Source organism: Streptomyces broussonetiae (assembly GCF_009796285.1).
Classification (GTDB): domain Bacteria; phylum Actinomycetota; class Actinomycetes; order Streptomycetales; family Streptomycetaceae; genus Streptomyces; species Streptomyces broussonetiae.
This window is the reverse complement of record NZ_CP047020.1, coordinates 5,468,980-5,481,405: the sequence shown is the minus strand read 5'-3', so window position 1 is coordinate 5,481,405 and position 12,426 is coordinate 5,468,980. Positions and strand designations below refer to the sequence as shown.

Below are 12,426 nucleotides of genomic sequence, written 5' to 3'. Positions count from 1 at the left end.
GGTGGGCAGACGGTTGCACGGACGCGGGGCGCTGTTCGACGTGGAACCCGCCGGTCTCGCCCCACGGCTGATCGGCCTGCGCCCCCACCACCACCGGGCCGGCCTCCTGGAGCACCCGGCCGAGCCGCCCTTCGTCGTGCTGACCGGCGCCCGGGGCCTGGGCAAGAGCGCGGTACTCGGCGAACTGCGCGACGCCTACCAGGGACACACCCCGGTCGCGCTGGCCGACTGTGCGGAGGAGCAGTTCGCCCGGCCGCCCGTGGACCGGCCCGCCGAGTCCTGGTCACCGCTCACCCAGGCGCTGCTGGTGATCGCCGAGCAGCTCGCGGAGCCCGTGACCGGCGCCCGCCGGATCACCTTCCCGCGGCTGATGGCGGGTCTGGTCGCGGTGGCGGCAGGCGGCTGGGGCGACGCCGACTCGGAACGGATCCGCCGGGAGGTGGAGCGGATCCTGCTGCTGAACGAGAGCGGCTCGCGGTTCGGCGGGTTCGCCGGGCGCTGGGCCGGCAAGGTGGCGGCCAAGGTGGTCTCCGCGGCCACCGGCACCGGCCCGCTGGTGTCGGGCGCGATCGAGGCGACCCTGGAGTCGATCGCCGAGGGGTTCACCGGCCGGCGCCACCAGAAGGCGTCCGAGTGGTACCGGACGTACCCGAACGCGGGCGGACACGCGCAGCGCGGACTGATCCTGCTCTCCCGGCACTTCCGCGAGGGCGGTCCCGCCCGGGAGCACGCCGAGCGGTATCTGGTGCGGGCACTGCTGGCCGACCTGACGGAGGCCTACACCGGGGTGCTGCCGCGGATGCAGCGCCTGGGCCGCCCGCTGGTGCTGCTCGACAACGCGCAGTCGGCGCCCGGCCCGGGACTCGTGGCCGCCGTGCTGCGCGACCGGGCCGAGGGCCTGTCCGACCAGGTGGCGTTCGTCGCGGCCCGGCGCGGCGAGGGCCGCGAGGAGCTGCGCAGCGCGGCCCGGCGGGAGCTGGCGGAGGTGACCCGGCGCACGGACTGGACGCCGAACGCGGCGCCCTCCTCGCGGGCGCTGCTGGTGGCGCTGGCGCCGCTGAGCGCGGACGACACCCTGCACATCGTCGGCTCGGTGTGCGGGGACCTGCCGGTGCCACCCCATCTGCCGCACGCCGTACACCGGTTGACCGGCGGCAACCCACTGGGCATCGCGCTGCTCGCCGAGTCGGCCGCGCAGAACCTGCCCGGGGCGTCCTCGCTGGGCGAGCTGCTCACCGCACCGGTACGGCCCGCCGAGGACCTGCCCGCCGTGCCCGCCTACGAGGCGCTGCTGGACCGGCTGGTGCCGGCCGAGCACCTCGCGGAGCTGACCGTACTGGCCGCCGCCCACGACCACGGCTCGGCCAGCGCGCTGGCCGCGGCGCTGCTGCCGGACACCTTCGGACCGGCGAGCGTACGGGAGCTGCGGACGCTGCTGGCCGCTGAGGGGCTGCCGGCCGTGCCGGGCCGGTTCGTCGGGGACCGGTTCGTCCGCACCCTGCTGCTGCTCCGGCTGCATCTCCTCGACGCCGATCACGCGTCCTGGCGTACGGCGCACGAGACGATGGTCGCCCACTACACCGCGCCCGAACACGCCCGCTACCGGCTGCACCACGAACTCGCCCTCGGCGACTCACAGTCCGCGGTCACCGAACTGCGCGACACCTTCGCCACCGCGGACACCCGCGCCTGGCTGCGCACCCTGCGCTTCGTGGCGTCCGCACCCTACTTCCACGCGCACGACGCCGAGGGCCGTGACTTCACCGGCCGCGGCGACCGGCGCACGGCGGTGGCCCTCGGCCGCACGGACGCCGCGCACGCCGTACCGGAGGGCGTGGACGCCGTCCTGCACCTACGGATACGGCGGTTGCTGCACGCGGTGTGGCAGCTGGCGGATCCGCTGGTGCTGCCCGATCCGCAGGTGTGCGACCGGCTCCGCTTCGAGCTGGAGCAGCTGTCCAACCTGCGGCCGGCGGCGGGCGCGCTGCTGTGGCGGGCCTCCCGGGACTGGCCGGCGGCGGCGCTCGCCGGGCGTCCGCTGACCGGCCCCGAGGACTCCGACGACCCCGGCGCCCCTGACGACGGCACCGGCGACAGCGACGACGGCCCGGGCGACGGGAGCGGGGAGGCGTGATGGCGCGCAGGGGGATGGGCACGTGGTTGCGCGAGGGCGTGTGGGAGATCCCGCTGCGCCGCTATCTGGCCCTGCTGCTGACGGCGGCCCTGGTGACCGGCCTGGTGTTCGCGGTGCGCACCCTCACCCACGACAACCGCTCCTGCGCGCCCGGGGTGTCCCGGCCGCAGGGCAGCGCCGAGTGCGTGGGCGTGGCGAGCGGACCGGGGCCGTACGACTTCGGGCAGGAGCGGCTGGCCGACGCCGTGCAGGCGATCGCGCGGGAGAACGCCCGTCTGAAGCCCGGGAGTTATGTGACGGTCGCGCTGATGCTGCCGTACACCTCCACCTCCGAGACGATGCTCAACGACATCCAGCACCAGCTCCAGGGCGCCTATCTGGCGCAGTACCAGGCCAACCACGACGCCAACGGCCAGACGCCGCAGATCCGGCTGGTGCTCGCCAACCCCGGGGCGACCGGCACGTACTGGCAGCAGACGGTGGACCAGCTGGACCGGATGACGACGACCGCGGACACGCTGCGCGCGGTCGCCGGCATCGGGCAGAGCACCGATGCCAACAAGGCGGCCGTCGCCGCCCTGACCAGGCTGCACATCCCGGTGATCGGCTCCTCCATCACCGCCGACGACCTCGCCAACGGCCAGGGCGGCAAGAACCCCGACCCCTACCCCGGGCTGGCCCGGGTGGCGCCGACCAACACCGACGAGGCCCGCGCCATCACCAAGTTCGCGCAGCTGAAGCAGGGCAGGGCGCTGCTGGTGTACGACAAGCCCGGCGACCCGTACACGCTCACGCTCCAGCAGTCGTTCTCGGCGCTGCTCAAGGGCTCGCGGTACGAGCCGCAGCCGTTCACCCCGCCGGACGACCGCAGCCAGGAGGGCACGACCCCGAACACCTTCCGGCAGATCACGAACCTGGTGTGCGACACCGACCCGGGGACCGACACGATCCTGTTCGCGGGTCGGCACGTGCAGCTCCGGCAGTTCATCAACGCGCTCGGCGCCCGCGGCTGCCAGGACCGGAAGTTCACCGTGCTCACCGGCGACGAGGCCTCCTACCTGACCTACGAGAAGGACCTGAACCGCGACGCCCTGCGGCACAACCTCTCCGTGCTCTACACCTCCCTCGCCCACCCGGACGCCTGGGTGAGGAACAACCCGCCGGCGACGGGCGGCTCGGCGGCGGACTTCGCCACGCTGCAGACCCTGCTGACGACCGCCTCGCGGGCGCCGGTTGGCCCGATCGGCTCGATCGCCCTGGACGACGGACAGCTGATCATCGGCTACGACGCCCTGCGGCTGGCCGTGCACGGCATCCGCGAGGCGGTGCCGCCCGGCAGGACGATTCCGGCGCTGGCGGACGTGGGACTGCAGTGGCCGCAGGTCAAGGGGAAGTCACTGCGGGTCAACGGGGCGAGCGGCTGGATCTGCCTGGACGCGCACGGCAACCCGTACGACAAGGCCGTGCCGATCGTCGAGCTGACCCCGCAGGGCGGCTCGCGCTTCGTGCGGATCGCCTGGCCGGAGGGGAAGCCGCCGTCGCAGGAGTGTCTGCCGCCGGCCTAGGAATGCCGCCCTATGTATTCGATCAGTCGCTCGAATCTGGTGCGCCAGCCGGACTCCGACTCGGCCTCGCCCCGGAACTCCCGGGTGAAGCGCAGCACGCTCGCCGCGTCCCCGTCCCGCTCCAGATGGAACCGGATCCGCCCGCCGCCCTCGAGGGAGTACTCGGCGACCCGGTCCACGTCCCAGGCCGTGACCCGCCCGGAGCCCAGCTCCCGCAGGACGACCACGCCGTCGAGGCGGGGCTGCAGCACCTCGACGGCGGTGCACCACGCGCCGAGCCCCTCGGGGGTGGCCACCGCCGGCCAGACGTCTTCCATGGACCGCGGGAGCCGCACCAGGAAGTGGAGTATGTGCGCGTTCCCCCGGGTCCGGCCGGTGCCCTGTGCGATGGAACCGCTCATGACACCAGCCTGCTCCCCCGCCCGGGGAAACGCACCCGGTCACGGCCGCCGACCGGCTCCTCGCGGGGAAGGACGAAGGCCGGTTCCCATGACCCGTGTCACAGGAACCGGCCTTTGCGGCGACGGTACTTACACGCCCGCGTAGGAGTGCTTGCCGCTGACGAAGATGTTGACGCCGTAGTAGTTGAACAGCCAGCAGCCGAAGGCGATCATCGCCAGGTAGGCGGCCTTGCGGCCCTTCCAGCCGGCCGTCGCGCGCGCGTGCAGGTAGCAGGCGTAGGCCACCCAGGTGATGAAGGACCAGGTCTCCTTGGGGTCCCAGTTCCAGTAGCGGCCCCAGGCGTCGCCCGCCCAGATCGCGCCCGCGATGATCGTGAACGTCCACAGCGGGAAGACGGCCGCGTTGATCCGGTAGGCGAACTTGTCCAGCGAGGCCGAGGCGGGCAGGCGCTCCAGGACCGAGGTCGCGAAGGCGCCCGGCTTGCCGCCGCTCTGGAGCTTGGTCTCGTAGGAGTCCTTGAAGAGGTACAGGATCGTGGTGACCGCGCCCACGTAGAAGACCGCGCCGCAGAAGATGGCGGTGGAGACGTGGATGTAGAGCCAGTACGAGTGCAGCGCCGGGACCAGCTGGTCGCTCGCCGTGTACAGGACGGTGACCGCGAGGCCGAGGTCGAGCAGGACCGCGGTGACCAGGAACAGCCCGAGCCAGCGCACGTTCTTCTTCAGCGCCAGCAGCCCGAGGTACACCCCGATGGCGACGGTGGAGAAGGTGATGTTGAACTCGTACATGTTGCCCCACGGGGCACGCTCCACGGAGGCCGCGCGGGCGACGACGCCGCCCAGCTCCACCAGGAACGCGACCACCGTGAGGGAGACGGCGATCCGGCCGAACAGGTCGCCCTGGGCGTCACCGCCGTGCGCGCCGGGGCCGTCCGGCACGTCCCGGGCGCCGGACGCCGAGCGCACGACGACCTTCGGCCGCTCCAGTACGGCGGTGCCGCCGGCCTGCTTGACGGCGACGGCGGGAGCGCTCGCCTTCGCCTCGCCGCCGGCGGTCAGCGCGTTGGCCGTACGGGCGACCTTGCTGCGGCTGCCGAAGATCCATTCGAGGATGTAGGTGAAGAAGGCCAGGGTGTAGACGGCCATGGACGAGTAGATCAGTGTGTTGCTGATACTCGCCAGGTGTTCGTTGGTTGCGGCGGCGAGAGTCACTTCTCAGCCCCTTCGGCAGGTACGACGGAAGATTCGGTGGATTCGTCGTCGGCGTCGGGGGTCCCCGGCGCCTGGTCGTAGAGGGTTCCGGCGAGGTCGCCCAGTTCATCGGGCACCTTGGCGGACTCGCTGCGCCCGAGCCCGGCCATCTCGACGACCGTCACGCCGTCGGCGCCGCGCACCGCGCGGACCCACACCCGGCGCCGCTGGATGAACAGGGACGCGGCCAGACCGAAGATCGCCGTGACGGCACCGCCGAGCGCCCAGGCGCTGCCGGGCTCCTGGACGATCTCGAAGCCGGCCCACTGCTTGACGTCCTTCTCGAAGGTGACCGACCCGGCGCCGTTCGGCAGCGTGAGGGTGTCGCCCGGCTGCAGGAGCTTCTTCAGCAGCTGGCCCTTGCCGTCCTTGAACGCCTGCATGTGCGTCTTGTCGAGCTGGTACACGCTCTGCGGGATGCCCGAGTCCACGCCGAGGTCGCCGTGGTACGCGTTCACCGCGAGCAGCGGGTTCAGCAGCGCCGGGAACGCGGAGAGCATCGTGCCGCTCTTCGGGTCGAAGGTCGGCACGAAGAAGGCCTGGAAGCCGAGCTGCTCCGACTTGCCCTGCGCGTTCTTGTAGCCGTCCATCACCTTGATCACGCCGTTGGAGGTGACGTTGCCGTCGAGCGGCAGCAGCGGCACGGCGTCGTGGTAGACCACGTTGCCCTTGCCGTCGCGGACGGTGATGACGGGCGCGTAGCCGTGGCTGACGAGGTAGACCTTGGCGTCGCCGATGTGCAGCGGCTCGTTGACCTTGATGGTGGTCGGCGTGTCCTTGCCGAACGCACCCTGGCTGTAGTCGATCTTCGCCTGGTAGGTGCGCGGTGTGCCCTTGTTGGGGCCGGTCAGCTCGTAGGTCCCCCTGAACTGCTTCAGGTTGAAGCTGAACGGCACCAGGTCGTCGTTGCTGAACAGGCTGCCGGACTTGAAGTCGTCGTACTGCAGGATCGAGTTGGAGAATCCGTCGCCCTCGACCACCAGCTTGGTGCCGTCGGACTTGTACAGCTGGCCCCAGGCGAAGGAGATCAGCAGCACGATCAGGGCGAGGTGGAAGGCCAGGTTGCCCAGTTCGCGCAGATAGCCCTTCTCCGCGGCGACGGCGTCACCGGCGACGTGCGCGCGAAAGCGGCGCTTCTTCAGCAGCGCCAGCGCGGCCTCGCGCACCTGCTCCGGGTCGGCCTCCGTGCGCCACGTGGTGTACGCGGGCAGCCGGGTCAGCCGCTTGGGCGCGGCCGGCGGGCGACCGCGCAGCTGGCCGACGAACTGCCAGGTGCGCGGGATGATGCAGCCGATGAGGGAGACGAACAGCAGGATGTAGATCGCGGAGAACCACACCGAGCTGTAGACGTGGAACAGGCCGAGCTTGTCGTAGACCGGCGCGAGCGTGGTGTGCGCCTTGCGGAAGTCGTCGACCTTGTTGATGTCGGCGCCGCTCTGCGGGATCAGCGAGCCCGGGATCGCGCCGAGCGAGAGCAGCAGGAGCAGCAGCAGCGCGACCCGCATGGACGTCAGCTGCCGCCAGAACCAGCGGATCCAGCCGATGACGCCGAGGCCGGGCAGGCTCGCCAGTTCCTCCTTGGGCGCGGTGGACAGCTGAGAGCCGGCCTCGCCGAGGTCCTCCTGGTCCTGGCTCGTGTCGGTTGCGGTCTTGGTCATCGATCAGATCCCCACAGTGAAGCCGTTGGACCAGGTCTGCATCTGCTGCACAAGGCTGTCCCAGGCGCCGGTCAGCAGGAGCACGCCGGTCACGATCATCATCGTGCCGCCGATGCGCATCACCCACACATAGTGGCCCTTGACCCAGCCGAAGGCACCGAGCGCCTTGCGGAAGGCGACCGCGGTGAGGACGAAGGGGACGCCGAGGCCGAGGCAGTACACGACCGTCAGCAGGGCGCCGCGCCCGGCACTCGACTCGTTCCAGGCAAGGAGGTTCACCGACGACAGGGTCGGGCCGAGACAGGGGGTCCAGCCGATGCCGAAGAGGGCGCCTATGACGGGCGCGCCCGCCAGGCCGGTGCTGGGCCGCTTGTGGAAGCGGAACTCGCGCTGGGTGAGCCAGGGCATCAGTCCCATGAAGAACACGCCCATGAGGACCATGAGTACGCCGAGCACCTTGGACAGGACGTCCTTGTACTCCTGCAGGGTCGAGCCGAAGTAGCCGAACAGCGCCCCGCTGGAGATGAACACGGCACTGAAGCCGAGCACGAACAGGGAGGCACCGGCGACCATCCGTCCCCGCCGGGCCTCGGCCAGGTCGGTGCCCGCCACGCCGGTGACGTAGGAGAGATAGCCGGGGACCAGCGGCAGCACGCACGGGGAGAAGAAGGAGATGAGACCGCCGAGCAGGGCCACCGGCGCGGCGACGAGCAACGCGCCGTGCAGCACGGTCTGGTTCTGGCCCGTCGCGGCCAGCGTCACGAGGGCGCTCACGTCACTTCTCCGCGAGGACCGGCTTGAGCATCTTGAGCAGGGCGGTGTCGTCGAGCGCCTCCAGAGCCCGCGCGGCGACCTTTCCCTGCCTGTCGATGACGAGCGTGGAGGGGATCAGCTGCGGGTTGAGCGTGCCCTTCTTGAAGCGGAGCATCAGCTTGCCCGTCGGGTCGTACAGGCTCGGGTAGCTGATCCCGTGCTCCTTCTCGAAGTTCACCGCGGGCGTGGTGCTGGTGTCGCGGGTGTTGATCCCGACGAACTGCACGCCCTTGCCCTCGTACTGCTGGGCCACCTTCGCGAAGTACTGAGCCTCTTCCCGGCACGGGCTGCACCACGAGCCCCAGACGTTGACGACGACGACCTGGCCCTTGAAGGAGGCGACGTCGAGGGTCTTGCCGTCGATGGTCTTGCCGGACAGGACCGGAGCGGCCTCGCGCCTGCCCTCGGGCGCGGTGTCGATGCCGTTGTGGCCGGTGACGAAGTTGGTGTTGCCACCGCCGCCGGAGGTGCCGCCCTTACCGCACGCGGACAGGGTCAGGGCCGCGACGGCGGCCACGGCACTGAGCAGGACGGCGCGGCTACGGGTACTCATGTGAAAAGTTTCGCATGCCGGTTCCGGGGATCTCGCGCACCCCCCTGCCGGGCGGAAAACCGCATTTCAGGGCGTATTTACACGGGACATTTCCGGCAAGGGGGCGCGCGTACGGGGCTGGGCCGGGCACCTAGGCGAGGAATGTCTTCCAGCCGCCGACGGGCGCCTGCCCGGGGGCCAGGGTGCGCAGCTTGGCGAGCACCTCGGGCTTCTGCACGTCGATCCAGTCGGCGAACTGCCGGAAGGAGACGAGCCGTACGTCGGCACCCTTCTCCTTCGCCTGCGCGATGTGCTTGAAGGCCTTCTCGACGGCGTCCATGTAGATGCCGCCGTTCCAGTGCTCGAAGTGGTTGCCGATGAAGAACGGCGCCCGGTTCGAGAAGTATGCCCGCTTGAATCCGGCGATGTAGGCCCCGGCCGCCTGCTCGCGCCAGCCCGGGTAGTTGTAGGCCGGCGCCTTGGTCGTGTTCTGCGACTGGTTGAACATCATGTTGTAGTCCATCGAGAGGACCTGGAACTTCTTGCCGGGGAACGGGATCTCCTGGAGCGGGAAGTCCCACAGCCCATGCTTCTTCACCGGCCACATCTGCAGACCGCCGGGCGAGGAGGCGTCGTAGCGCCAGCCCAGCTCACGGGCGGTGGGCAGCAGGTTCTCCTGGTTCAGCAGGCAGGGCGTACGGCCACCGACGAGTTCCTTCTCGTAGTCGAACGGCAGGGCCGGCATGTCCGTGAAGCCGGTGTTGGTCTTCCAGTTCTTCACGAAGGACTTGGCCTGGTCGATCTCGCTGCGCCACTGCTGCGGGGTCCACCACTTGACCGAGGTGTGCGCGTCGCCGCAGAAGTGGCCGTTGAAGTGGGTGCCGATCTCGTGACCCTCGAGCCAGGCCCGGCGGACGTTGGTCAGCGTCGCCTTGACGTGCTCGTCGTTGAGGTAGCCGATGTCGGAGGCGCCGATCCTGTTGTTCGGCGGGTTGTACATGCGCTTCTTCGACTCGGGCAGCAGGTAGAGCCCCGAGAGGAAGAAGGTCATGCTCGCGCCGTGCTCCTTGGCGAGATCCAGGAAGCGCGGGAAGAGCCCGTTGCCGACCTCGCCGGCGCCGTCCCAGGAGAAGATGACGAACTGCGGCGGGGTCTGGCCCGGCTCCAGCGGCACGGGCGCGTCGGGCTGGTGCGGCTGCTTGCCGGTGAAGGAGGTGGAGCCGTCACCGATGAGCTTGCCCTGGGGCGCGCCGCCCGCGTCGCCGCCCTGCCCGTTCTTTCCGTCGCCGGAACCGCCCGAGCCGCCGGCACCGTCGGATGAGGAGTGGCTCCCGCAGCCGGCGAGGGTGGCGGCAGCGGCCGCGCCCGCGCCGAGGCCGAGTATTCCCCTGCGGGAGAGGGAGCGGGAGACGGTGCGCATGGAAGATCCCCGATTCGTCGCGCCTGGTGGCTGTTCACCCAGACAGAGGGCACGAGGATCGGGGAGGTTCCGATGATTCTTATGTTTTTCGCAATAGTTGTGGCAATAGCGATCTAAGACCGGTCAAACAGACTGTCAGAAACGGTGCTCAGACGGTCTGCAATGGGCCTGCAGTCGGTCTTTGATCGGTATCCAGTCGGTCTTCGAGCGGTCCGCAGCCGGCCTTCGGCCGTTTGCCGGTCGGTCTTCGGCTGTTTGCCGGTCGGTCCCGGCCGGCCGTCAGGCCCCGAAGGCCTTCCCCTGAGCGGCGTTCTTGCCCTTCTGCGGCTTGGCCCCGGCCCGCAGATGAGCCGGGACGAGATCGATGGCGGGCTCGCTGTAGCCGACCGACACGATCTTGTCGCCGAGGTAGGTGAACGACGTCAAGGAGGCGAGAGTGCACTGCCGCTTGCGCGGATCGTGCCACAGTCGCCGCCGCTCCACATAGGACCGCACGATCCAGATCGGCAGCTGATGACTGACCAGCACCGCCTCGTGCCCACGCGCGGCGTCCTTGGCCGAGTTCAGCGCGCCCATCATCCGCACGACCTGGTCGACGTACGGCTCGCCCCAGGACGGCCTGAACGGGTTGACGAGGTGCTTCCAGTTCTCGGGCCGCTGCAGTGCCCCGTCCCCCACCCCGAAGGTCTTGCCCTGGAAGACGTTGTCGGCCTCGATGAGCCGCTCGTCGGTGTCCAGGTCGAGACCCTGCGCCTTGGCGATCGGGGTGGCCGTCTCCTGGGCCCGCTCCAGCGGCGAGGCGCAGACGTAGGTGATGTCCCGGGGCGCGAGGTGCTCGGCGACCCGGTCGGCCATCTGCCGCCCCAGCTCGGACAGGTGGTAACCGGGCAGCCGCCCGTAGAGAATCCCGGTCGGGTTCTCCACCTCACCGTGCCGCATGAGATGGACGACGGTGACGTCCTTGTCCCTGCTGGTCTCGCTGATGCTCACGCGGTGGCCTCCGCAGCCGCTCGGGCCGCCGCCGGAAGGGCGTCGGCGATCTTCTGGATGGCCCGCTCGTCGTGGGCCGTGGACACGAACCAGGACTCGAAGGACGACGGCGGCAGGTAGACACCGTTCGACAGCAGCGAGTGGAAGAACGCGGTGAAGCGGTACGACTCCTGCCGCTTGGCATCCTCGTAGTTGCTGACCCGGCGGTCGGTGAAGAACACCGAGAACATGTTGGAGGCGGTCTGCAGCCGGTGCGCGACGCCCTCCTTGTTCAGTGCCTCGGTGACGAGGGCCTGGATCTGCGCGGACACGGCGTCGACGGTGGCGTACGCGGCGTCGTCGAGCAGCCGCAGCTGGGCGAGGCCGGCGGCGGTGGCGACGGGGTTCCCGGACAGGGTCCCGGCCTGGTACACGGGACCGGCGGGCGCGAGGTGAGCCATGACATCGGCGCGCCCCCCGAAGGCGGCGGCGGGGAACCCGCCGCCCATGACCTTCCCGAAGGTCATGAGGTCGGGCTTGACACCGTCGATCCCGTACCAGCCGCTCCTGCTGGTACGGAAGCCGGTCATGACCTCGTCGGAGATGAAGAGGGCGCCGTTCTTCCGGCAGGCGTCCCTGAGTCCCTGGTTGAACCCGGGGTCCGGCGGCACGACACCCATGTTCCCGGGCGAGGCCTCGGTGATCACACAGGCGATCTCACCGGGGTGCCGGTGGAAGGCCTCCTGCACGGACTCGAGGTCGTTGTACGGCAGCACGATCGTGTCGCCGGCCTGGGCGCCGGTGACACCGGGGGTGTCGGGCAGCGCGAAGGTCGCGAGCCCGGACCCGGCGGAGGCGAGAAGGGAATCGACGTGCCCGTGGTAGCAGCCGGCGAACTTGATCACCTTGGGCCGCTGGGTGAACCCGCGGGCGAGCCGGATCGCGGACATGGTCGCCTCGGTCCCGCTGCTGACCAGCCGCACCTGCTCCACCGGCTCGATCCGGGCGACGATCTCCTCGGCGAGCGCGACCTCGCCCTCACCGGGCGTGCCGAAGGACGTACCACGCCCGACTGCCTCCTGGACGGCGGCGATGACCTCGGGGTGCGAGTGCCCCAGGATCATGGGCCCCCAGGAGCACACGAGGTCGACGTACTCGCGCCCGTCGGCGTCCGTGAGGTACGGGCCGCGTCCGGACACCATGAACCGGGGCGTGCCGCCGACGGCGCGGAAGGCGCGCACCGGGGAGTTCACACCGCCGGGCGTGACGACGCAGGCGCGGTCGAAGAGCGCCTGGGAGGCGGGCGCATCATAGGGATATGGGGTTTCGCTCAGGGCACTCATGACGTGCGACTTCTCCGACTTCTCGGACTCCGGTTGCGTGGTGACCTCCTCAGGGTAGGCCGCGGCGCACGAGAAGCGCGGCCCGCCTCGTGATCGACCACTGCCGGCCACCGTCGCCGTCCTCCATCGCCATCCGCCATCTGCGAGACTGAGACCTGATACACACAGCTCATTCGCACGTAATGATCAGAGGCCGGAAAGAACCCGTGGACTGTTGTTCCACCGCACGTTTCGGCGGGCGGCCGTGGGGGAGGTCACTGACACGATGATCGGGTTGCGCGGCGGGGGCCACGCGTCCTAGAAAAGCAGTCGGGTGGAGATATGCATCGCGGTGGCGGAC

General features: G+C 70.1%; 10 protein-coding genes. 2 read left to right on the top strand and 8 right to left on the bottom strand.

What is annotated here, in order from left to right:
• Position 1: 1 nt before the first annotated feature.
• Both GQF42_RS25355 and GQF42_RS25350 read left to right on the top strand, forming a co-directional pair.
• Complete coding sequence (locus GQF42_RS25355) at positions 2 to 2,134, top strand: hypothetical protein (RefSeq protein WP_158923560.1); 2,133 nt, start codon at positions 2 to 4, stop codon at positions 2,132 to 2,134.
• Entirely contained in the window at positions 2,134 to 3,699 is a 1,566-nt protein-coding gene (locus GQF42_RS25350; RefSeq protein ID WP_158923558.1) for an ABC transporter substrate-binding protein, read from the top strand. Before GQF42_RS25355 ends, GQF42_RS25350 begins: the two co-directional genes overlap by 1 nt.
• Here GQF42_RS25350 and GQF42_RS25345 read toward each other — a convergent pair.
• The 8 genes from GQF42_RS25345 to hemL all read right to left on the bottom strand — a co-directional run bounded on the left by GQF42_RS25345 (position 3,696) and on the right by hemL (position 12,077).
• Positions 3,696 to 4,100, bottom strand: a complete 405-nt coding sequence (locus GQF42_RS25345) for an SRPBCC family protein (RefSeq protein WP_158923556.1) — start codon at positions 4,098 to 4,100, stop codon at positions 3,696 to 3,698. The two genes, GQF42_RS25350 and GQF42_RS25345, sit on opposite strands and share 4 nt — an antisense overlap.
• Before the next feature lie 129 nt (positions 4,101 to 4,229).
• Positions 4,230 to 5,312 (bottom strand): c-type cytochrome biogenesis protein CcsB, encoded by a 1,083-nt coding sequence (ccsB, locus tag GQF42_RS25340; RefSeq protein ID WP_233273458.1) that lies wholly within the window; start codon positions 5,310 to 5,312, stop codon positions 4,230 to 4,232.
• Entirely contained in the window at positions 5,309 to 7,009 is a 1,701-nt protein-coding gene (gene resB / locus GQF42_RS25335; protein WP_158923554.1) for a cytochrome c biogenesis protein ResB, read from the bottom strand. The genes ccsB and resB overlap by 4 nt, the downstream gene beginning before the upstream one ends.
• Before the next feature lie 3 nt (positions 7,010 to 7,012).
• Positions 7,013 to 7,783, bottom strand: coding sequence for a cytochrome c biogenesis CcdA family protein (locus GQF42_RS25330; RefSeq protein WP_158923552.1), 771 nt, complete (start codon positions 7,781 to 7,783; stop codon positions 7,013 to 7,015).
• A 1-nt stretch (position 7,784) separates the two neighbouring features.
• On the bottom strand, positions 7,785 to 8,375 hold the full coding sequence (locus GQF42_RS25325; RefSeq protein ID WP_199272792.1) for a TlpA family protein disulfide reductase: 591 nt from the start codon (positions 8,373 to 8,375) through the stop codon (positions 7,785 to 7,787).
• Positions 8,376 to 8,505: 130 nt separating this feature from the next.
• A complete protein-coding gene (locus tag GQF42_RS25320; RefSeq protein WP_158923550.1) occupies positions 8,506 to 9,774 on the bottom strand; it encodes a polysaccharide deacetylase family protein in 1,269 nt (422 codons plus the stop codon).
• 279 nt (positions 9,775 to 10,053) lie between these two features.
• Positions 10,054 to 10,713, bottom strand: coding sequence for a histidine phosphatase family protein (locus GQF42_RS25315; RefSeq protein WP_158930571.1), 660 nt, complete (start codon positions 10,711 to 10,713; stop codon positions 10,054 to 10,056).
• A gap of 47 nt (positions 10,714 to 10,760) precedes the next feature.
• Positions 10,761 to 12,077, bottom strand: coding sequence for a glutamate-1-semialdehyde 2,1-aminomutase (hemL, locus tag GQF42_RS25310; protein WP_158930569.1), 1,317 nt, complete (start codon positions 12,075 to 12,077; stop codon positions 10,761 to 10,763).
• Between the last annotated feature and the right edge of the window lie 349 nt (positions 12,078 to 12,426).